22 protein-coding genes and 1 other RNA gene are annotated in these 21,127 nt (G+C 36.6%); 8 read left to right on the top strand and 15 right to left on the bottom strand.

All coding sequences use genetic code 11. The features are described 5' to 3' along the window. Window positions 1-356 precede the first annotated feature (356 nt). Window positions 357-737, top strand: coding sequence for a VOC family protein (locus tag AC27H3_RS05715; protein WP_085301923.1), 381 nt, complete (start codon window positions 357-359; stop codon window positions 735-737). 281 nt (window positions 738-1,018) lie between these two features. Here AC27H3_RS05715 and AC27H3_RS05720 read toward each other — a convergent pair whose 3' ends face one another. From AC27H3_RS05720 to AC27H3_RS05735, 4 genes are all read right to left on the bottom strand, one after another. Beyond that, entirely contained in the window at window positions 1,019-1,300 is a 282-nt protein-coding gene (locus tag AC27H3_RS05720) for a hypothetical protein (RefSeq protein ID WP_487104468.1), read from the bottom strand. After that, window positions 1,297-1,755, bottom strand: a complete 459-nt coding sequence (locus AC27H3_RS05725; RefSeq protein ID WP_487104470.1) for a hypothetical protein — start codon at window positions 1,753-1,755, stop codon at window positions 1,297-1,299. Before AC27H3_RS05725 ends, AC27H3_RS05720 begins: the two co-directional genes overlap by 4 nt. Window positions 1,756-1,778: 23 nt before the next feature. Beyond that, entirely contained in the window at window positions 1,779-2,081 is a 303-nt protein-coding gene (locus tag AC27H3_RS05730) for a DUF883 domain-containing protein (RefSeq protein WP_487104472.1), read from the bottom strand. Window positions 2,082-2,307: 226 nt separating this feature from the next. Beyond that, a complete protein-coding gene (locus tag AC27H3_RS05735; RefSeq protein WP_487104474.1) occupies window positions 2,308-3,429 on the bottom strand; it encodes an AI-2E family transporter in 1,122 nt (373 codons plus the stop codon). 364 nt (window positions 3,430-3,793) lie between these two features. Here AC27H3_RS05735 and AC27H3_RS05740 point away from each other — a divergent pair, with 364 nt between their 5' ends. Continuing rightward, complete coding sequence (locus AC27H3_RS05740; RefSeq protein WP_487104476.1) at window positions 3,794-4,921, top strand: aminotransferase class V-fold PLP-dependent enzyme; 1,128 nt, start codon at window positions 3,794-3,796, stop codon at window positions 4,919-4,921. A 232-nt stretch (window positions 4,922-5,153) separates the two neighbouring features. On the opposite strand, the gene AC27H3_RS05745 is transcribed toward AC27H3_RS05740, so the two are convergent. From AC27H3_RS05745 to smpB, 6 genes are all read right to left on the bottom strand, one after another. After that, window positions 5,154-5,888 carry a retron Ec48 family effector membrane protein gene (locus AC27H3_RS05745; protein WP_487104478.1) on the bottom strand — a complete coding sequence of 245 codons (735 nt, stop codon included), beginning with the start codon at window positions 5,886-5,888 and terminating at the stop codon, window positions 5,154-5,156. Further along, the gene (locus AC27H3_RS05750; RefSeq protein WP_487104480.1) at window positions 5,875-7,068 is read right to left on the bottom strand and encodes a reverse transcriptase family protein; all 1,194 of its coding nucleotides are present in this window, start codon (window positions 7,066-7,068) and stop codon (window positions 5,875-5,877) included. The genes AC27H3_RS05745 and AC27H3_RS05750 overlap by 14 nt, the downstream gene beginning before the upstream one ends. A gap of 307 nt (window positions 7,069-7,375) precedes the next feature. Continuing rightward, on the bottom strand, window positions 7,376-7,564 hold the full coding sequence (locus tag AC27H3_RS05755; protein ID WP_487104482.1) for a hypothetical protein: 189 nt from the start codon (window positions 7,562-7,564) through the stop codon (window positions 7,376-7,378). Window positions 7,565-7,930: 366 nt separating this feature from the next. Then, window positions 7,931-8,416, bottom strand: a complete 486-nt coding sequence (locus tag AC27H3_RS05760; RefSeq protein WP_487104484.1) for a hypothetical protein — start codon at window positions 8,414-8,416, stop codon at window positions 7,931-7,933. Window positions 8,417-8,732: 316 nt separating this feature from the next. Beyond that, window positions 8,733-9,082: a transfer-messenger RNA gene (gene ssrA / locus AC27H3_RS05765) on the bottom strand. Between the two features lie 93 nt (window positions 9,083-9,175). Continuing rightward, window positions 9,176-9,661, bottom strand: coding sequence for an SsrA-binding protein SmpB (gene smpB / locus AC27H3_RS05770; RefSeq protein ID WP_085301935.1), 486 nt, complete (start codon window positions 9,659-9,661; stop codon window positions 9,176-9,178). A 151-nt stretch (window positions 9,662-9,812) separates the two neighbouring features. On the opposite strand from smpB, the gene AC27H3_RS05775 reads away from it, so the two are divergent. After that, window positions 9,813-10,244, top strand: a complete 432-nt coding sequence (locus tag AC27H3_RS05775; protein ID WP_487104486.1) for an SRPBCC family protein — start codon at window positions 9,813-9,815, stop codon at window positions 10,242-10,244. Between the two features lie 48 nt (window positions 10,245-10,292). After that, a complete protein-coding gene (locus AC27H3_RS05780) occupies window positions 10,293-10,664 on the top strand; it encodes an RnfH family protein (protein ID WP_487104488.1) in 372 nt (123 codons plus the stop codon). Window positions 10,665-10,806: 142 nt separating this feature from the next. Here AC27H3_RS05780 and AC27H3_RS05785 read toward each other — a convergent pair whose 3' ends face one another. The 4 genes from AC27H3_RS05785 to nadK form a co-directional block, all read right to left on the bottom strand. Beyond that, entirely contained in the window at window positions 10,807-11,154 is a 348-nt protein-coding gene (locus tag AC27H3_RS05785) for an outer membrane protein assembly factor BamE (protein WP_487104490.1), read from the bottom strand. A 105-nt stretch (window positions 11,155-11,259) separates the two neighbouring features. Then, complete coding sequence (gene recN / locus AC27H3_RS05790) at window positions 11,260-12,924, bottom strand: DNA repair protein RecN (RefSeq protein ID WP_487104492.1); 1,665 nt, start codon at window positions 12,922-12,924, stop codon at window positions 11,260-11,262. Between the two features lie 147 nt (window positions 12,925-13,071). Continuing rightward, on the bottom strand, window positions 13,072-13,824 hold the full coding sequence (locus tag AC27H3_RS05795) for a hypothetical protein (protein WP_487104494.1): 753 nt from the start codon (window positions 13,822-13,824) through the stop codon (window positions 13,072-13,074). Window positions 13,825-13,828: 4 nt separating this feature from the next. Next, complete coding sequence (gene nadK / locus AC27H3_RS05800) at window positions 13,829-14,710, bottom strand: NAD(+) kinase (protein WP_273312361.1); 882 nt, start codon at window positions 14,708-14,710, stop codon at window positions 13,829-13,831. A 184-nt stretch (window positions 14,711-14,894) separates the two neighbouring features. Between nadK and grpE the strand changes: the two genes are divergently transcribed. From grpE to AC27H3_RS05820, 4 genes are all read left to right on the top strand, one after another. Next, on the top strand, window positions 14,895-15,530 hold the full coding sequence (gene grpE, locus AC27H3_RS05805) for a nucleotide exchange factor GrpE (RefSeq protein ID WP_487104496.1): 636 nt from the start codon (window positions 14,895-14,897) through the stop codon (window positions 15,528-15,530). Between the two features lie 732 nt (window positions 15,531-16,262). Beyond that, entirely contained in the window at window positions 16,263-18,185 is a 1,923-nt protein-coding gene (gene dnaK / locus AC27H3_RS05810) for a molecular chaperone DnaK (protein ID WP_487104498.1), read from the top strand. Window positions 18,186-18,514: 329 nt separating this feature from the next. Then, window positions 18,515-19,657, top strand: a complete 1,143-nt coding sequence (gene dnaJ, locus AC27H3_RS05815) for a molecular chaperone DnaJ (RefSeq protein ID WP_487104500.1) — start codon at window positions 18,515-18,517, stop codon at window positions 19,655-19,657. Window positions 19,658-19,858: 201 nt separating this feature from the next. Beyond that, a complete protein-coding gene (locus tag AC27H3_RS05820; protein ID WP_487104502.1) occupies window positions 19,859-20,527 on the top strand; it encodes a hypothetical protein in 669 nt (222 codons plus the stop codon). A gap of 93 nt (window positions 20,528-20,620) precedes the next feature. Here the strand turns inward: AC27H3_RS05820 and AC27H3_RS05825 are convergent, their stop codons facing one another. Further along, entirely contained in the window at window positions 20,621-21,091 is a 471-nt protein-coding gene (locus AC27H3_RS05825) for an Lrp/AsnC family transcriptional regulator (protein ID WP_085301955.1), read from the bottom strand. Window positions 21,092-21,127: the final 36 nt, after the last annotated feature.

A 21,127-nucleotide genomic window follows, 5' to 3' on the forward strand; every position in this document is an offset into this window, starting at 1 on the left:
CAAGTAAATGCCGTAAAGCATTAAATTCACAGTAATGATAATGAGAGTGATTATCATTTGCAATATAAATCTAGAATTTATATTAAAAAAAGTCATATAAAATCAGATGATTAATTTGATAGGTTGATTAATATACAAATAAGTATGGAAATAAACGGTTTACTATTTTACGACCTTAGCTTTTAGGGGCGAGTGATTTGTAAAATTATAAATACTCTTGTACTGGGAGCTGTTTTTCGTGCATGCTGATACTCGAAAGATCAAATAATTATTGTATAAACTCGGTATTACTGTTTTTATTCAATAGGTTAATTTTATTTAAAACAGCAAAACTATTACAAAATAGAGGAAAGCTAATGTTTAGTCATATCATGATCGGCGCTAACGACGTACAAGCATCAAAGGTATTTTATGATGCAATTTTAGGTGAAATGGGCCATAAGCCAGGTGTAATGGATGAGAAAGGGCGTTGTTTTTATTTTACGGATAAAGGTGTTTTTTCGTTAACTAAACCTATTAATGGTGAAGCCGCATCGCATGGTAATGGTTCAACAATTGGTTTTACTGCCGATTCTCCAGAGCAAGCCGACGCTTGGCATGCTACAGGGCTTGCTAACGGTGGTACCGCCTGTGAAGATGGTCCTGGCGTACGAGAAGGTGCTGCAGGTAAATTATATTTAGCTTATCTGCGTGATCCGTCAGACAACAAAATTTGTGCGTTGTTTCGAATAGCGTAAACCCAAGCTTATTTTTACCGATAATGAAGGTATTAGTTATTTAAGGTGATCGCTAGAATAGCTAATAAAAAAGACGCTGCTTAGCGTCTTTTTTATATTTACGGTTCTAGTTAAGCTAATTATTAGCTTGTTTTAAAACTAATTCTAAAACCAATAGATGTTAATGCTGATTTTGTAACGCAGAGCAGCATTGGGCGGTGAGATGAGAAGTCGGTATTAGAAGTTGGCATTTGAAGTTGCATTACTAATTAAAAATTTTTCAACAACCAATTTTATAAATACTATTCTGGCGTTTGCATTTCTTCGCCGGTTAACCAGCCATCTAAATTCGTTTTACCTAATACAACCGCCATGCTTTTAAGCTGTCGAGTAATACTTGGGGAAATTATCCCTCGTGCTAAACCAACAGTGAAAATTGCAGCTAAGCCTTTTGGTGAAGTGATCAGCGCTAAAGATTGTTCTTTTGCACGTTGGCTTTGCGATTGCTCAAGTTTGCTGAGTAATGCTAAGTCAGCAGCGCACTTATTGGCATGTTCGACCTGCTTGAATAATGATAAAATCATGAGTCACCTTTAAATACGCGTTGTGTTCGGTTAAATCCTATTTCGCGTTTTACTTTTCTCATTAGTTTTAAAGCTAATAAAATGAGTAAGGTATTTATTGCTAAAGCTATACCCAAACCTAACCACATTGAAGAAAATAAATGCATAGTACCAAGTACTATTGCTACATTGATTAAGCACCAAAGTACGGTTGCTATAACCGATGTTATAAATAATAAAATACCAAATACAGCAATGGCTTTAAGTGATATTTTTCCTTCTAACGCTGCCAGATCTAACGTGCTTTGGTACTTTTTCTGTTTAACTTTAAAAAGCTTAACAATAGCTGAGTAGGTTTCAATAAACGAAGCTTCAGCTGCTTGAAGTTGTTCACGCTCTTGCAAAAGGCGTAAGCTTTCCGCTTCAGCATCAGTGTGCTTATTGTGTTGAGCATCTGAATCTTCGTTAATCGTCACTATGTTAGCTTCCTATTTAGTTATTACTTTCTACGCAATAGGCTTGTTAGTAATACACCCGCTGCGAAGGCTATTCCGGCAGTTGCTACAGGGTTTTCAGTCGCATATTTTTTTACTGAAGACTGTTCCCATTTCTCTTTAACTTCTGCTTGCTTAGCAGCTAAACTTTCGCCACTAGATTGAGCTGCATTACGTAAACGATCTTCAGTAGATGCTGCTTTTTGAGCTAAAGTGTCAACAGATTCGTGTAAAGTCCCTTGTACTTTATCAGCTATAGGATGAGTAGATTTTGTTTGCTTATCTGTATTTGAAGTTTTAGTCGCCATGTGATTATCTCCTTTTGACATAACAGTTTTTATTAACTGGTTTAAGTGGAGCAATCATTGAGCCAAGTTTATATTTCAATTTAATTGTTATATTTCAAGGGGTTATTTTTGTGTGTTAAAACGTTTTTTTTAATCCCTGAAATATTGACACAGCAGAATGAAAACTTTACTTACTTATATTCTGCTGCGTTTAAACTAACTGTGTTTGAATAAATGTACTGCTTATTTACGCTTTGGCTTCAATAAAAGCGACCCAATGGGTAAATAAATTAAGCCGCTCTAATGTTAATTTAATAGAGACTAAAATAGGCACAGCTAGCAGTACACCTAGCATTCCCCAAAGCCAGCCAAGAAAAAATAACCACAATATAGTAACTAGCGGGTTTAGCTGCATTTTTGTGCCTAATACCATAGGTGTAAGCACCTGTGATTCAAGTACATTTACACATAAAAATGCAAAAGCAGGGGCTAATGCAAAAAATGTTAACCCAAATTGAACTGAGCCAACTAGGGTTAAAATAACAATACTTATGGCAGAGCCAACATACGGAACAAAGTTCAGGAGTCCAACTAATGCACCCCATAATATAGGATCGTCTAGACCTAACAAGGCAAACGCGATAGCGGTAACTGCGCCAAGAATAAAGTTAATAACACTGATGGTAATAATATATTTTGAAAGCACCTTTTGTACTTCATATACAATGGAGTCGAGCTTTTTCTTGTTACTGATATGAGGAAAACTTCTCGCTGCAAGATAAACTGAGGGGCCATATATCAGTAAAAAAAGAATTAATATTAAGCAACCAAAGCATTGAGCTAAAAAAATTGGCGCGCTACTAAGGCCCGAAATTAAAAGCTCAATACCGCCTTGTTTAATATGTTTTTCTACCGAATTTTCATCGCTTTTTGTTGGTGCTTTAGCTGGGGGTTTGTTACTGGAAAACATACCAAAAAAACTGAAGCCTTCTTCTTTTCTTTTGTTTGCTGCAACTTCTGCTTCTGCCTGCTGTTTTTTATTATCAAACTCATTACTTAACGTATCAATTTTCTGATTAAGTTGAACCGTAATTTTAGGGAGTAACTGCGCCCATTTTTGTGCTGGTTCGACTAACTCTGAGGCTAAAAAACTAAAAGGTGCTACGAGTAATGCCAGTAATACCACAGAAGAAACAGCGCGAGGTATATAGAAAGTTTTTAGTAGCTTAACTGAAGGGCTCAGCAATAACGCAATAAAGGCAGAAAATAAAATAGGAATGAATAAAGATTGAGCAAGGTAAAGTGTATATAAAATAGCAAGAGTAAATAACCATTTAAGTGGTTGGTGGTTACTAATAGCTGAATTCACAACAAAAGATCCTTTTGAATAATATGGCTAGAAAATATAACAGTAGGGCAGAGTGTATATTATCTTAGCAAATCTTCACAATTTTATGATGCTCTATTTACAGAGTTAATTGTTTTAAATAGATTAATTAAAATAAATGATCCTCTTGGTGTGACGTAAAGAGAGTCGGTAACAGACCTAGTCAATGGTTTAATAATGCCCAAGATAAATAAGGGCCAAATAGCTACTTATTTGGTTCTGGACTAACGGCATAACTAATTTTCAACGCTTGTATGATATTCCTAATTATTCTGCATTAAGCATTGATAGTATTCGGTATCTACGGCACTATCATGCAATATATACGATATAAAGAGACCCTAATATGGCTGGATTACTACCCAATATTGACCCCGATGGATTATTAGAATATTCCGTTGTTTACACTGATCGCGCATTAAATCATATGTCTGGTTCGTTCCAGCAAGTAATGCAAGACATATCAGCTGATTTAAAATCTGTTTACCAAGCCCACAGTACTATCGTTGTGCCCGGCAGTGGTACCTTTGGCATGGAAGCGGTTGCTCGACAATTTGCACGTGATAAAAAAGTACTCGTAGTGCGAAATGGTTGGTTTAGCTACCGTTGGAGCCAAATTTTTGAAATGGGCGGTATGCCGAGTAGCGAAACGGTATTAAAAGCACAACAAATTAAAGATGAAACTCAAGCGCCTTTTACGCCACCACCGATAGCTGAAGTCGTAGCCACTATTTTAGCTGAATCACCTGATGTTGTATTTGCCCCACACGTAGAAACGTCAGCTGGTATTATATTGCCAGATGACTACATTAAAGCGATGGCAGAAGCTGTGCACCAAGTTGGCGGCATTATGGTACTTGACTGTATCGCCTCAGGCACTATTTGGGTTGATATGCAGGCAACGGGTGTTGATGTTTTAATTAGCGCCCCGCAAAAAGGTTGGAGTGCTTCGCCTTGTTGTGCATTAGTTATGCTAAGCGAATTAGCACGCGAGCGCATTGATACAACCACTAGCGACAGCTTTGCTTGCGATCTTAAAAAATGGCTACAAATTATGGAAGCCTACGAAAGTGGCGGCCATGCATACCACGCGACAATGCCAACCGATGGCCTAACGCGTTTTAGAGATATTATTAAAGAAACCAAAGCTTATGGTTTTGAAAAAGTGTGTCAAGAGCAACAAGAACTAGGACAAAAAGTTCGCACATTGCTAGCTAAACACGACATAAACAGCGTAGCTGCCGAAGGTTTTGAAGCGCCAGGTGTAGTGGTAAGTTATACATCAGATAACGAATTTCAAAACGGTAAAAAATTCGCCTCAGTAGGCTTACAAATCGCGGCTGGCGTACCAATGCAAGTAGGCGAACGTGCCGACTTTAAAACCTTCCGCATTGGTTTGTTTGGTTTAGATAAGTTGCACAACGTTGACCGAACAGTAGCTGAACTAGAAAAAGCATTGGCTAGTATTTTGTAAATGTTGCATATGGTTTTCGCCATTACTATATATTAGTAATGGCGAATCTCTTAAACAGCAGACATAAAAAAACCGCTATTAAGCGGTTTTTTTCGCAGCTTGTAAACAAGCTGCGGCCAAATCTATAAGTTACTAGGTATAACAAATAAACTAAAAAAGGTCTTTATTTAGGTAGGCGGGGGAGAATCGAACCTTTATAATTCATTTTTTATCAGTCACTTATCTAAAAAAGTTAAATATAGTATCTTTTTTGTAATTCAGGTATATCAGTATCGCTACAAAATTCCTTATTTATAACTGAAACAAGCGACATTAGTTGAGTTTCTACTTCATAAAAATTATTTCTTGGGAGAACACACATTTCAACCCCTAAAGGTAACATAGCACTTATCAATATATTTTGATGCTTTTTATATAAAAAAGAGCCATTTGTTGCCATGCTAGCCTTTTGATTTGACGAATCTATAACTGCATTTATTTGGTTTATAGCACTGATGTACTTAGTTGATATTTTCATAGAGCCGATTTTAGATTCGCTGTATATCAAGTTGTACCATTTAAAAATGTCAAAACTTGATATATCTAATTTATCTCTTTTATTTAACTCGCCTAATATAAAGTCCTTAAAAATACTGAGATGGGAAATATGATTATGCAAGATTGAGTTGTTATAACTGTTAATGTAACTTTTTAGTGCGAGAAATATACCGCCGATGGTTGCTATTGAGGTAACAATTATCAATAAGCCTTGAAATATTTTAATAGATGCAGAGAATAAAGTTATTGTTGTTTCTAAACACTCATTAGTTAAGCAGAAACTATAACTGACATTTGATGAAAATATTAGAGAATATGATGTAGAGATAATACTAATTAATAAAAATAGGCAACCAACTGTAAATGTACGGAATAATATTTTTGCAAATCGCTCGTAAAACTCTTTAGGTGATGTATTACTTGTTGTCATAGTCGGGCTTTTTACCTTTAAGTTTGTCTCTCAATTTTTTCGCTGTTTTGTTATATGTTCTTTGTAAAACGTTTAAACGATCGTGGGCTCTATAAAATCTACAGTGGTACCAGTATGTATGTTTTTTGGCTTCGTAATCTTTGACTAATCTTTCTACCATTATCGTTGCTCGTTTGATATCAACTTTTGCAGGGAGAGGCAGAATATTTCTTAGTCGGTCAACTAATTTATTATGAGCTGAATGTTTCACCCTTTTGAGCTTATTTATCCGTCCCATGCAGCGACTAAAATCTTTTCTATAAGCGAAAGTTATTCGATAGCCAGGTTCAGAAGCTAACCTTTCCATATTGTGAACAGCCGCTCTTAATCTCCTAACTTCATCAGAAGGGTATCTTGGTTCTTTAAAATTGATTCTCATACCATGAACCATTAAGGGGGTTATAGATTCATAATTTATAATTGTTTTATCTTGATTTATAGGTAACTCTTTTTCATTTAGAACATTTAAAACACATGATATAGCGTAATCAAATTGATAGTTAGATGACTTTGAAGAAATAGTAATATCATCAACCAGTCGCGTATACGTTAAGTTTTTTCTGTGTAAACGTGCAACTAACATATTTTCCACATCCCACAAACAAAGAGCTGCAATATAACTAGATGTTAATGCACCTTGTATTAAATTTCCTTTATAACAACATATATCAGTTAGTAATTTAGACACATCAGGTGGATACTTAAAAAAATCGATAAATATTTTGTTCACTAAAAAGCTGTTTATATTATCAAAGAAATCTTTTATATCGATTTTTAATAAGCTTTTCGCTCCACAATGTTGTGAAGCACAACTTACATAATCTCTTGCGTGTATTGTTTCTTTGGTTTGTTCATCTATTTCATTTGGTATGCAGCCGTAGATATAGCTTGGCCATAAAACTATATCTTTGAATATTTGGTTGTTTATACGTCTCTGAATTTTTCGTACTTTATAATGAGGCTTATGTATTTTTCGTTGTTCACCGTTCGATTTGTTGATGTAGGCGGTAATATATTTTTGCTCATCGGATAGAAGAAGGGCTTCATCTAATTCATTAACTTTTATTAGAAGCGCTTTGCATAAGTTATTTTTATTAGCTATTGATTCAGTGGATTTTTTTACAGGGGATAATCTTTCCAAAATTACATCCTTGATATTAGAAAAGACAATAAAAGCTTAGTCAACTCATACTCTAGAGCGCAAGAAATGGTGTTACATTCATCGAAAAACATTTGAAACAGCCACCATTTCTATGACTAAGCCCATCGTTCACGTCTATTCTCGGTACGAGAAGAGCGGGAGGGTGCGGCCGAAGCACATGCCTATTGCTAGGCGCCCAGTGAAGGGCATACAAACCAAATGTTTTTTATAACGATTGCAGTAAGCTGAGCGAGACGCTCATGCTAAAAATACAATAACATTTGAATTTAATATGGCAAGTTTTATTTTAGGTATATTGTGTCGAATTAAGTTCGTGATGTTCATTATTTTCAGATATCCAACGTGCGTGAGTATTTAGTGTCATTGCTATATCTATAAGAACTAATTGTTTTGATACCCATGCTATGGGTTTGTTTTCAATTAACATGGTTGAAGCATAGGTATGTCGAGTATTGTACTGCTTGCGAAACTTCACACCCGATAATTTTAGGGAAGGAACCCAACAGTGATGATAAATTTCGCTATCATCACGCCAAGGTTGATTTGTTTTAGCGGCTAGAAAAATACGTTCATTGTCGTAAGATGAAAGTAATAGCTGAGCCTTTAAAGCTTTTAAGGCAGTATCAGGCTGTTGATTAGTTCTGCAATAAATGCATCAGGGTTATTTATAAGGAAAAATGATTTAATACTTCCTTGCGTAGCTTATAACCATCTGAAATAAAGTAGCGGTTTATTTTAGTACACGGGCTAGGATCTTAAATTTTCAGTATTGTTCATATTACCAAAAAAGATATAATTTTAAGGTTACTCTGAGAATAATTAACTTATTTATTGAGCAAACCTAAGATTTATGCGTTTTAGCAGGCAGTTGATCTGTAATGATATTAATCCCCATATCAAGAAGTTCTTTATGTGCTTCATCTCCTCCATATATTGAGAATATACTGATCATCAAAGATTTAAGGCATTCTAACCACCTCTTAGGGGAAATAATCTTTTTTTCAAAACTTTTCCAGTTAAATATTACAAGTTCTATTTTAGTTTTAAGTTGGTTGCCATATAAGCCTGCTGTCTCAAAGCTTTCACTTGAAGCATTATTGATCTGCTCATTTATATTTTTTATAGTAGCTTCCATTGGAACATCAGCACCTTCCTCAACTTTACAAAACTCATAAAAAGCTAAGTAGAATGAATTAGTAATAAGATCTTCTTTATGAAAAAAATAATCACGAGTCGATACGATGTATGACAAGTTTCGAAGTGACTCTGAAACTATTTTATTAAGATCATCCTTAATTTGGGGCAACTTATCATCTAATATAGCCATATTAATAATCCTTTTATAATTTATTTAAAATTAGCGCTCAGTGTACTTTTTGTCAAATAATTGGAATACTTTGTACAGCTAGTAATTGGAATAAGGGTTTGATTTTATTTTGTTGTAGTCGTGCAGTCTAATCAAAATATGTTGTAAGAAGGAGTTTCGGTAAAACTGAAAATGGGTTGAATTATTATTTAATCTTGAAACAGCAGACATAAAAAAACCGCTATTAAGCGGTTTTTTTTTCGCAGCTTGTAAACAAACTGCGGCCAAATCTATAAGTTACTAGGTATAACGAATAAACTAAAAAAGGTCTTTATTTTGGTGGAGCGGGGGGGAATCGAACCCCCGTCCAAAAAACCTACATCCTCGGTACTACATGCTTAGTCGATTATTTGTTTAACCAATTAGACGCCAACCGACAGGCTTCGTCATGGTGAGCTTAATACTATTTCGCGGTTCAGCCTTAAGCGTGCTTCCCTCGCTATCCTATTTGGGGTGACCATCGATCCTCTAAACAATAGGAGAATTTTTGAGGCGATGGCTAGCCTAAGCGGCTAGTGCGAACGTTTCGTCGTTTGCAATTATAGTTTTGCGGCTTTTTACGAGGCCAACCGCCCCTCGGCATGCACCTTGGGTTTCGTGAATCTTGTCGAATCCTAGATCCGCCCCAAAGTTTTACTCTTTTACTATAGACTAAATTAGCCTACAAAACGCATTGTACCGCGCTTTATTTAAATAGACAACGTGGTATTTTTTAACCAGCTATCTTTCTAAATTCTTGTTTTTCATTAAGCGACCTTTATCAACCGCCCATTCGCGATCTTTTATGTCGGCACGTTTGTCGTGAGCTTTTTTACCTTTACCAAGATAAAATTCTAACTTTACCCAACAAGCTTTCCAGTACATTGCGGTCGCAATAAGTGAATAGCCATCGCGGTCAACGGCAAATATAAGTTGGTCTAGCTCTCGACGATTTAATAGCAGTTTACGTGAACGGTTAGGATCACATACTACGTGGCTTGAGGCAGCATTAAGCGGCATAATTTCTGCGCCAACTAAATAGGCTTCTCGGTCTTTAACAAAGACATAACAGTCTGATATGTTGACTTTACCACTGCGTATACTTTTAATTTCCCAACCTTGTAAGCTCATACCGGCTTCATATTTGTCGGTTAAGTTATAGTTGTGGCGTGCTTTTTTATTCAGTGCAATTGTATTACTGCTTGATGATTTTTTTTTCTTTGCCATTATATTTCCATTCTGTTTACTACCAAAAATAGCAATTGCCAACATTATACGGGGAATTATGCTTAATTAAATGGCTTATTTATCATTTTTCACTTTAATGCGTTTTTAAAAGACATTTGCTATGATACCGCCCTTGAGAATTGGAGGGCGAATGCCGAACATAAGCCGTAGTGCATTAGTGATGCACAGTGTAGAAGATATGTACTATTTAATTAATGATGTGCTTGCTTACCCAAAGTTCTTGCCAGATTGTAGTGATAGTAAAATAATTACTCAAGATGAAAATAGCATGACAGCTGCGTTATTGGTGTCAAAGGGGGGGCTTAAAAAATGGTTTACTACCCAAAATGAATTGGTGAGTAATAAAGAAGTAAGAATGAGCCTAGTTGATGGCCCTTTTAAGTTTCTCGTTGGTGGTTGGAAATTAACAGCCTTGTCTGATGATGCCTGCAAAATTGAACTAGCGTTAGATTATGAGTTCTCTAATAAAATGTTTGATTTAGCCTTTGGTCGGGTATTTAATAGTTTAGCTAATAATATGGTGCAAGCTTTCACCCAGCGTGCGAAAGACGTTTACGGCTAGCATTTAATATTTTTTATAAGAGTTTATATTTACATGAACGAACAGGTTATGAGTGACGAAAGCGGTTTGCAAGAGCAGTTTACTATTGAAGTGGTCTATGGCACGCCAACAAGACAAGAAATTATTAGTTGTATTGTTGAACCAAATACAACGATAGAACAAGCTATTTTAGCTTCGGGTATTGTTGATGAGTTCCCTGAAATTGATTTATCTGTTAATAACGTGGGTATTTGGAACCGTGTAGCTAAGCTAACTGATATTGTTAAAGATTTAGACCGCATTGAAGTATATCGACCTTTGCTAGCTGATCCTAAAGAAGTAAGAAAGCGCCGAGCAGAAAAAGCAAAAGAAGAAGGGCGAGCAGATAAAGTTACTGGTGGTCGAGTAGATCCACGTAGAAGCAAAGCAAATGAAGCCTAAGTTGTAATAGTTTATTAGCTTTTTATAAAAGGTAACTGATTAACTATTCAAGGTTTTAACACGCTGCAAACAAAAAAGCATGTCGTAAACGACATGCTTAATTTTATATATCAACCAGAGCTCGAACTAATGATAAAAAATCTTAGTTTACCATTGGCTCGTAATAGCTTTCAGGTATCTCAAAGTCACCTTCAGCATTTACAACTTTATTATCTTCAAAGGTGATTGAAAATTGTTTTTCTGCGTTAAAATCTGAATTTTTACCTGACTTGAAACGATAAACATAATGCCAAATGTCGGTATTAAACGCATCTTCAACAACAGGGCTTCCTAATACAAATTTAACTTGCTCTTTTGTCATGCCAATTTGAAGTTTGTCGATATCTTTTTGCTCTAGATAGTTTCCTTGTGGAATATCTATACGATAAACCCAACTAGAACAGGCAGAAACAGACAAGGCGATTACAATAGCTAATACTCGAAACAACATGGTAATTATATTTATCCTTTATAGTTTGAACGGGGATAATAGCGAAGCAGGCTGATAGATACAAAATAATTTTTAGTTTATTTTACCCACTTGCTAAGCTTTACATTATCCAGCTAGCAATTCTTGTGCATTTGCTAAGCTATTTTCGGTAATTTTATCACCCGCTAATAATCGTGCAATTTCTTGGACGCGCCCATCACTAGAAAGTTCCGTTACCGTTGTTTCGGTGTGCTCACCATCGGTTAATTTCGCAACAAATAATTGCTGATGCCCTTTACTGGCAACTTGTGGTAAATGCGTTACACAAATAACTTGGGTGTTTTTGGCTAATTGTTTTAGTTTTGAACCTACCATTGCAGCTGTAGGCCCACTAATGCCAACATCTACTTCATCAAATATTAATGTAGGCGTAACAACTTTATCGGCCAAAATAACTTGCATAGCTAGGCTAATTCTTGATAGCTCACCGCCCGATGCGACTTTATTCATGGCCTCAAGCGCTTGCCCCGGATTTAAACTGGCAAGATAGCTTACTGTGTCGTTACCGTTAACGGATAAGCTTTCGTTTTTATCTTGGCAAATATCAATGAAAAATTTGCCATGTTGCATGTTAAGTTCGCCCATACTTTTGGTGATCATTTTGCTGAGTTTAGTGGCGGCTTTTTTTCTTGAATCAGACAAAGTAAGTGCCGCATGTTGATATTTTTGCTTTGCCGCTTCTATGTCATCATTAATTTGTGTTAAACGAGTTTCATCAGAGCTAAAAAGTTGCAGCTCTTGCAAAAGTTGCTGATGAAAAGCCGCTAATGCGTTCGGCGAAATTTGATGCTTTTTAGCGAGTAATACCGCTGTTGAGTATCGCTCTTCTATTAAGTTATAAGCTTGAGGGTCAAGCTCTAGGCTTTCATAGTAGTGTTTAATTTCTTGGCTGGCATCTTCAACTTGTATTAACGCTTCGTTTAGTTGCTCTGCAATAGCTTTTAAAGCCGGATCGTAATTTCCAAGCGCGGCTATTTGTTCAGCGCTGTGTTGCAAACTGTCAACAACATTAAATTGCTCATTCTCAGATAATTGCTGCACGGCAGTTAAGGTTTCGCTTAAAATATGCTGACCATTGCTTTGGCGCTTGTAGTCTGTTTCTAATGTTTCAAATTCGTCAATTTGCAGTGAAAACTCGTCTAATTCATTTACTTGATATTGTAAAAGCTGTTGCTTTGCTTCTCGTTGAATTTTACTTTCTTGTAATATTTTTGCTTCTTGATTAAGTTCACGCCATTGATGAAAGTAGAATTTAACTTCGTCTAACAAATGTTGATGACCGGCGTATGCGTCAAGAATGTTGCGTTGCTCACTTGCTTTAACAATTAGCTGATGGTCGTGTTGCCCATGAATGTTAATCAATAATTGGCCTATTTCTTTGAGCTGAGCTAGAGGCACCTGACTACCATTGATGTAAGCTTTTGAGCGGCCTTCTGCAGAAATAACACGACGAAGAATACATTCGTTATCAAGTAACATATCGTGTTTTTTCAACCAATTTTTGGCATGTTTGTTTTTAGTGGTATCAAAGGTGGCGGCTAATTCGGCTTTTGCGCAATTAGGCCTAACGACATTAGTTACAGCTCTATCACCTAAACATAAACCTAAGGCATCGATAGCAATTGATTTACCTGCACCGGTTTCACCGGTAATGGTGGTCATGCCTTGATGCCAATCAATGTCGAGAGAACGCACAATGGCAAAATTTTGAATGTTGAGCTGCAATAACATAAGCTTGTCCTAGCGCATTAATTTTCCAACAGACGAGTGGATAAATTAATAACTTTAATGATAAAAAAGATTACAAAAAAACAGATACTGTTAATTTATACAGTATCTGTTTTTTATGCAATAATTAATTTAACTATTGTTGAAAATTTATTCGAACAATGGAAAGTTCAGCTTATATTTTTGATAGATTTTTTGCAGAATGTTTTGGTCTAAAAGCGCTTTAGTTTTTGTGTCGTAGTAGTGTTTAAGTGCTTTACCTTTTGGGTCATCACTAAACACTAAATACAGTTTTGAAGTTACTAGATCTTGAATATAATATTTTTGTTGTTCAGCTTCTGGCCATAAAGCGAGCTGTGTTTCTAATATTGTTCGAATATCTAAGTAGTAATCAACTTTTTTCACTCTGAGTAAGTGTAAAGCGTCTTTACGATAGTCTGCACTAACGCCGTTTATATACGGTACAATCGAAGGAAATAAAATTTCGTCTGCATATCTTTGCGGCCAAACTCCAACTAAATTGCTAATTTCCTGTAAGGTTAAGTTAGTCTCAGTTTTTTGCCTTAATATACTGATTGGCTCGGTTAGTATTGGCACATCTGCAAATAAATATTTTCCATTATTCGGTAGTGCACCACTTATATTTGCTTGCTTTGTTTCTATTTCACGCAGTGCTCGTTTCCATGGTAAATACTTTACTTGAATATTATATGGCGAGTTATGGAATATAACTTCAAATAGTTCATGATAAAGCCCAGTACCGTCTCTATTTGTATAGTTTTGCCAAGCTTCTGTTACCCAAATGATGTCAATTTTTTCTTCTTTATCTTCGCTTGATGCGAAAAATGAAAAAAACAAAAAACTAAAGAGTAGTAGCTGGATAATATTCCATTTTATTTTCATTGTATTAATACAGTTTATTGCCCCAACTTAGTTTATTTCTTAAAACATTAAAGTAGTTATGATCAAGCGGATGAATTAAACGTAAAGTAAATTCACTCTTCTTGATGATAACTTCATCACCCGGCATAACCGCTAAAATTACATGACCATCGCAACTTACTTGTAAGTTTTCATAGTTTTCATTGGCTAATTTAAGTTTTATTTCGCTGTTGCCGTCAACCACAATTGGTCTACTTGTTAATGTATGAGGAAACATTGGAACAAGCGAGAGGGCATTTAAGTTTGGCGTTAAGATTGGACCACCTGCCGACATTGAATAAGCTGTTGACCCCGTTGGTGTTGACACTATTAGCCCGTCAGAGCGCTGACTAAACATAAAGCTTCCGTCAATGTAAACTTCAAACTCTATCATGTTGGCAACTTTGCCCGCATGCAAAACAGCTTCATTTACTGCGCTGTTAGAGCTTTTAAGTTTGCCGTGACGATAAACTTCAGCTTCAATAATAAAGCGTTGTTCAGAGCGTGACTCACCCTTTAAAATAGCTTCAAGTGGGGCAATTAAATCATCTGGCGATAAGTCAGTTAGAAAGCCTAAGTTACCGCGGTTTACGCCAATTACACCTATGTTGTAACAAGCTAACACTCTTGCCGCACCTAGCATGTAACCGTCACCACCTATAACAATAGCTAGGTCTGCACGTTCGCCAATATCGGTGAGTGACGCCTTGTCAATATTGTCTATGTTCACCGTTTGTGCGACAGAACTTTCAATCAGCACTTTGTAGCCATTTTGTGATAAATATTGATGTAAGGCTTCTATGGTTGAGCTGGCACCTTCATGATGAGGTTTTCCAATTAAACCAATTGTGTTGTATAAATTACTCATACTGTGCTTATAAATATGTAATATAATTAAGGACTATCAGCAGTTTCGCGCTATTTTACTCGCTTGTAAAGTCGACTTTTTTTTAAATGATTTACTTTTGTGCTTGAATCATAAAAACAAGCCCCCATAATTAGCGTTATCAGTTTTACCTATTTTGAATTTAAGACCTACTTTGGAGTTTTACATGGCCAACGAGTCAACAGAAAATAAAAGTGCTGAAGAAATTGCAGCAGAAGAATTAGCCGCTGAAATTATTGAACAAGCAGAAGAGCAAGTTGATGTTCAACTAGACGCTGCTGCGGAGAATATCAGCCCAGAACAAGAAAAAATAAACGAGCTTGAATTGGCTTTAGCCTCGGCTAAATCTACGGTTGCTGATCAAAAAGATTCTGTTATCCGTGCCAAAGCAGAAGTAGACAATGTTCGTCGTCGTGCTGCTCAAGATGTTGAAAAAGCGCGTAAATTTGCTTTAGAAAAGTTTGCAGCTGAGATGTTAACAACAGTTGATAATTTAGAGCGTGCATTACAAAACATTGATAGAGAAGATGAAAGCAATACTGCTATTGTTGAAGGTATTGATCTTACTTATCAAGGTTTACTTGCTTCGTTAGAGAAATTTTCTATTAAAGCAATTGACCCGCAAGACCAACCATTCAACCCTGAATTACATCAAGCGATGTCAATGCAAGAAGTTGAAGGTGTGCCAGCTAATACAGTTATTGCGGTGATGCAAAAAGGTTATGAGTTAAACGGTCGCTTAATTCGCCCTGCGATGGTGATGGTGTCTAAAGCTAAGCCAAGTGTTGATACTACTGCATAATATTATCTGTAGTTAGTTAAACCTAAGAAACCAGGCTAATGTCTGGTTTTTTTATGTGCAAAATTTTTTATCTGCCTATGTGGACAAGCATTTATAAAATCAGATTTCGGTATAGTAAGTTCCCTTTTAAAAAAGATTAAAAGAATAAGGGCTTCTACCACCGAGGCACCGAGGCGCATCGCGCTACACCGAGAAGAGAGTAGTGATAAGAAAGTGAATATGGGTAAGGTCTTACTTTGATGCTTTTTTACTTCTCGGTGCAGGACGAAGTCCCTCGGTGTCTCGGTGGTGAAATTTTTTTGTTGTGTTTTTTAAGTTGTGTGCTTGGTTTCATGCTTTCCCACAGAGTTCTCTTTAGTCAGACATTAATAGATTAAGGGCTTCTAACACCGCTGCACCGAGAAGTTATATTTAGGATACAGGATCGTGTGAAACCTCAACCGAATTGCGAATTAAAAAAGTATAGTGATTGATACGTACAATTATTATCTTGTTTTTCTAATCTACTTAAAAAGTAACGTTGGTAGTGTGTTTTACTCACTTTGCTATAAATTGCAAACGCTTAAAGTGTGCGCTTAATCGGCTTTAATAAAGAGTAGAGCAAATAAATTTAATATTTTTTAATTTAATTGAATAAAAATAGTTGAAAAGACTTTTTCCTGCCCCCACTAACTGTTCATCAAAAGATTTAATCTTTATTTTTATTAAATTAAGTATTCGGAGATCGTCAAAATGGGCAAGATTATTGGTATTGATCTAGGAACAACAAACTCTTGTGTTGCTGTTCTAGATGGTGGTAAAGCACGTGTAATTGAAAATGCAGAAGGCGATCGTACAACTCCTTCAATCATTGCTTACACTGAAGAAGGTGAAACGTTAGTTGGACAACCAGCTAAGCGTCAATCAGTTACTAACCCTAAAAACACATTATTCGCTATTAAGCGTTTAATCGGTCGTCGTTTTGAAGATGAAGAAGTTCAACGCGACATTAAAATTATGCCATTTGGCATTGTTAAAGCTGACAACGGTGATGCTTGGGTTACGGCACGTGATAAAAATATCGCTCCTCCACAAGTTTCTGCTGAAGTTTTAGCAAAAATGAAAAAAACAGCCGAAGACTACTTAGGCGAAAAAGTAACGGAAGCAGTAATTACTGTTCCGGCTTACTTTAACGATTCACAACGTCAAGCAACTAAAGATGCTGGTCGTATTGCGGGTCTTGATGTTAAACGTATTATTAACGAGCCAACTGCTGCTGCTCTTGCTTACGGCATGGACAAGCAAGAAGGCGACAAAGTTGTTGCAGTATACGATTTAGGTGGTGGTACATTCGATATCTCTATCATCGAAATTGATGAAGTTGAAGGCGAGCACACGTTTGAAGTATTAGCGACAAACGGTGACACTCACTTAGGTGGTGAAGATTTTGATAACCGTTTAATCAACTACCTAGTAGCTGAATTCAAAAAAGACCAAGGCATGGACTTAACGCAAGATCCATTAGCTATGCAACGTTTGAAAGAAGCGGCTGAAAAAGCAAAATGTGAGCTTTCTTCTGCACAACAAACTGATGTTAACTTACCGTACATCACTGCTGACGGCTCAGGTCCTAAGCACATGAACATTAAAGTAACACGTGCAAAATTAGAATCTTTAGTTGAAGACATGGTTAAAGCAACATTAGAGCCGCTTAAAAAAGCGCTTCAAGATGCTGACCTTTCAATTAGCGACATTAACGATGTTATCTTGGTTGGTGGTCAAACACGTATGCCAATGGTACAAAAAGTTGTTACTGAATTCTTTGGTAAAGAGCCACGTAAAGATGTTAACCCTGATGAAGCTGTTGCTGCCGGCGCTGCGATTCAAGCGGGTGTACTTTCTGGTGATGTAACTGACGTACTTCTTTTAGATGTTACGCCATTATCATTAGGTATTGAGACTATGGGCGGCGTGATGACGAAAGTTATCGATAAAAACACCACTATCCCAACTAAGCAATCTCAAACATTCTCAACAGCTGATGATAACCAAGCTGCTGTAACCGTGCATGTTGTACAAGGTGAGCGTAAGCAAGCTTCTGCCAACAAATCTCTTGGTCAATTTAACCTTGAAGGTATTGACCCAGCACCACGTGGTACGCCACAAATTGAAGTAACATTCGATTTAGATGCTGATGGTATTTTGCATGTAACAGCAAAAGATAAGAACACAGGTAAAGAGCAAAAAATCACTATCAAAGCTTCTTCTGGTTTATCAGATGATGAAGTAGAGCAAATGGTACGTGACGCGGAAGCTAATGCTGACGAAGATGCGAAATTTGAAGAGCTTGTACAAGCTCGTAACCAAGCTGATGGCATGGTTCACGCAACTCGTAAGCAAATTGAAGAAGCAGGCGAAGATTTACCTAGCGAAGATAAAGAGAAAATTGAAACAGCTTTATCTGAACTTGAAGTTGCCATTAAAGGCGATAGCAAAGAAGAAATCGATGCTAAAACTCAAGCAGTTATCGAAGCTTCAGCTAAGTTGATGGAAATTGCTCAAGCTAAAGCGCAAGCACAAAGTGGCGCACCTGAAGGCGAAGCACCAGAAGCTGATGCATCAGGCGGTGACGATGTAGTTGACGCTGAGTTTGAAGAGGTTAAAGACGACAAATAATTAGTTGTTAGGTTGTAACTGTAACGCTCAATAGCTGCGTTGGACATGCTCACATACACTTGTATGCTCCGCGTGACCGCCTTGCTCAAGAGCGATACAGTGGCAACAAAAAACAATTAAACTTTGTGGTTTAGTTCAAACAAATTAAAGCGTCGATAACTATCGGCGCTTTGCTTTGTAAAAAACTATGTAAAACAACAACGAAACTTAATTATTACATGATGTTAATTTGCTTAGATTTTTAAGGTGTTGAAGATAACTCTTACCGCGTCTAAGAAAGAAGTTAAACAAATTAGTATCCATAAATTTGAAGTAAAGAAATAAAACCTATGTCAAAACGCGATTATTATGAAGTGCTTGGTGTATCAAAAGATGCAGAAGAGCGAGATATCAAAAAAGCTTACAAACGTTTAGCAATGAAGTTTCACCCTGATAGAACTCAAGGTGATAAAGCTAAAGAAGAACAGTTTAAAGAAGTTAAAGAAGCTTATGAAATATTAACCGATGATCAAAAGCGTGCGGCGTATGATCAATATGGTCATGCTGCGTTTGAACAGGGTGGTCATGGTGGCGGCGGTGGCTTCGGCGGCGGTCAAGACTTTGGTGATGCCTTTGGTGATATTTTTGGTGATATCTTTGGTGGCGGCGGTCGTGGCCGTGGTGGTCAATCTCGCCAACGTCGTGGTAGCGATTTACGTTACAACCTTGATCTAACGTTAGAAGAAGCGGTTAAAGGTAAAACCTTAGAAATTAAAGTACCAACTTTTGTGAGTTGTGAGCCATGTGATGGTAGCGGCGCTAAAAAAGGCACCAGTGCTAAAACATGTTCAACATGTCATGGTCATGGTCAAGTACAAATGCGTCAGGGCTTATTCGCGGTTCAACAAACATGTCCAACGTGTTCTGGCCAAGGTAAAGTTATTTCAGACCCTTGTACTTCATGTCGTGGTAAAGGGCGTGTAGAGAAAAACAAAACCTTATCAGTTAAAATTCCACCAGGTGTTGATACCGGTGACAGAATTCGTTTATCAGGTGAGGGTGAAGCCGGTGAACATGGTGCACCAGCAGGTGATTTATACGTTCAAGCAAATGTTCGCGACCATAAAATCTTTGTTCGTGACGAAAACAATTTATATTGTGAAGTACCTATTAGTTTCACAACTGCAGCATTAGGCGGTGAAATTGAAGTACCTACACTTGAAGGCAAAGTTAAACTGAAAATACCGAAAGAAACTCAAACAGGCAAAATGTTCCGTTTGCGTGGCAAAGGTGTTAAATCAGTTCGTAGCCATTCAGTGGGCGATTTAATGTGTAAGGTTGTGATTGAAACACCGGTAAGTTTATCGGGTGATCAAGCTGACTTATTACGCCAATTAGAAGAAAAAATGGGTAAAAGTACCAGTAAACATAGCCCGAAAGAAACAGGTTTTTTCGATGGTGTGAAAAAATTCTTTGATGATCTTAAAAGCTAACATGGCTTAAGAATATAACAAGATAAAAATCCCACACTAACTTGTGGGATTTTTTTTGTTTAAAAAAGCTATAATGTGATACGAAATTTAATAAATTGGTTAAAGGTATAGATTTTCAGACTACTGAAATTTTTATAATACCAATATGCTTTTACCCATTTGACTCGTTAGCCTGTTATTTCCTATTTATTGAGGTCTTGTATGAAAAAATTGTTTATTGGTATGTTTATTTTGTTAAGCCAAATAAGTTTTGCAGAGGACGAGGTTAAAGAATTACCACCATTAGATCCTGCCTATATGGGCGTTCATGGCATGGTATTATTTGCTCAGGGTTCAAGTATTTATGCTTCCCATATGCCGCTGTATCATAAGCCGCATGATGTGCAATTGTTGTATAAACTAGATAATAATAACTTGGCTGTTTTGCAATCGGTTAGAGACGGCGACCTTATTACTATTAAACCTAAACCGTTTAACTTACAACGCTTAATGCGTGAAGAGAGAATGGTGATCAACGTAGACTTATATGCAGGGCATTTTGAACGAGATGGTATGTTGGTTTATGAAGACATTCCAATGGTTTTTGAAAAACAAATATATATGCGGTCCTTTGACGATATTAAGCCCGCTAGTAGCAAACAAGAATATGACGTGGTTTCACTGCAAAAGAATATTAAAATTTATATTCATAGAATTTCACAGGCACCAAGCTTTGATCATCTTATAAGTATTGATCAACAGGCGGGTTGTTTAACTAAATTTAATACCTCTTCGCCTGTACCAAAAGAGTCTGAACTACAGTATAAATTTTTGAATTGCGGCACGATGAAACCGCTATATTTTGAAACAAAAGACTTTGTAGCGCATTAACTCATTGCGACACACTAATAAAAAAGAGCTGTTCCAGCTCTTTTTTTTTGGGGATTTTAAAAGCGATAGCTAGAAGCTTTATTTCGGAAAACTTTATTCATCTTCAAAAATTGGTAATACACCGCTACGGCTATGCTCAAAAATAAGTGAAGTTTCAACGGTGGTAACTTCTTCACGAGAAGTAATCGCATTAAATACAAACTGACGTAAGTGCTCGCTATCTTTTACAGACATATGAATAAAGTAGTCGTAGCTACCACCCATATGATACAAGCTGACAATTTCAGGTAGTTTGAGTAAATCATCTCTAAGCATATTTACGATTAACTCTGAGTAAGGTTGCAATTTAATTGCTGCTATTGCTTCAATATTTCCTCCAATACTTTTGAAATTAATATCAATAAAAGCATTATTGATAACACCATTGGATTTCATACGTTTTACGCGCTCTAAACAAGTTGAAGGTGCAATACCTATTTGTGAGGCTAACTCTTTATTGGTGATATCCGCATCTTTATAAAGCAAGGTTAGAATACGTAAATCTATGTCATCGAGTTTTTTCATAAGTTTTTGCCTTGGATGAAATATTTGATTTTAAGC

The organism is Colwellia sp. NW0002-52-1, from assembly GCF_057550865.1.

Coding starts and splice junctions, on each gene's coding strand:
- AC27H3_RS05715 (WP_085301923.1), top strand. CDS start 357: ATGTTTAGTCATATCATGATCGGCGCTAACGACGTACAAGCATCAAAG.
- AC27H3_RS05720 (WP_487104468.1), bottom strand. CDS start 1,300: ATGATTTTATCATTATTCAAGCAGGTCGAACATGCCAATAAGTGCGCT.
- AC27H3_RS05730 (WP_487104472.1), bottom strand. CDS start 2,081: ATGGCGACTAAAACTTCAAATACAGATAAGCAAACAAAATCTACTCAT.
- AC27H3_RS05740 (WP_487104476.1), top strand. CDS start 3,794: ATGGCTGGATTACTACCCAATATTGACCCCGATGGATTATTAGAATAT.
- AC27H3_RS05745 (WP_487104478.1), bottom strand. CDS start 5,888: ATGACAACAAGTAATACATCACCTAAAGAGTTTTACGAGCGATTTGCA.
- AC27H3_RS05760 (WP_487104484.1), bottom strand. CDS start 8,416: ATGGCTATATTAGATGATAAGTTGCCCCAAATTAAGGATGATCTTAAT.
- smpB (WP_085301935.1), bottom strand. CDS start 9,661: ATGGCAAAGAAAAAAAAATCATCAAGCAGTAATACAATTGCACTGAAT.
- AC27H3_RS05775 (WP_487104486.1), top strand. CDS start 9,813: ATGCCGAACATAAGCCGTAGTGCATTAGTGATGCACAGTGTAGAAGAT.
- AC27H3_RS05780 (WP_487104488.1), top strand. CDS start 10,293: ATGAGTGACGAAAGCGGTTTGCAAGAGCAGTTTACTATTGAAGTGGTC.
- AC27H3_RS05785 (WP_487104490.1), bottom strand. CDS start 11,154: ATGTTGTTTCGAGTATTAGCTATTGTAATCGCCTTGTCTGTTTCTGCC.
- recN (WP_487104492.1), bottom strand. CDS start 12,924: ATGTTATTGCAGCTCAACATTCAAAATTTTGCCATTGTGCGTTCTCTC.
- AC27H3_RS05795 (WP_487104494.1), bottom strand. CDS start 13,824: ATGAAAATAAAATGGAATATTATCCAGCTACTACTCTTTAGTTTTTTG.
- nadK (WP_273312361.1), bottom strand. CDS start 14,710: ATGAGTAATTTATACAACACAATTGGTTTAATTGGAAAACCTCATCAT.
- grpE (WP_487104496.1), top strand. CDS start 14,895: ATGGCCAACGAGTCAACAGAAAATAAAAGTGCTGAAGAAATTGCAGCA.
- dnaK (WP_487104498.1), top strand. CDS start 16,263: ATGGGCAAGATTATTGGTATTGATCTAGGAACAACAAACTCTTGTGTT.
- dnaJ (WP_487104500.1), top strand. CDS start 18,515: ATGTCAAAACGCGATTATTATGAAGTGCTTGGTGTATCAAAAGATGCA.
- AC27H3_RS05820 (WP_487104502.1), top strand. CDS start 19,859: ATGAAAAAATTGTTTATTGGTATGTTTATTTTGTTAAGCCAAATAAGT.
- AC27H3_RS05825 (WP_085301955.1), bottom strand. CDS start 21,091: ATGAAAAAACTCGATGACATAGATTTACGTATTCTAACCTTGCTTTAT.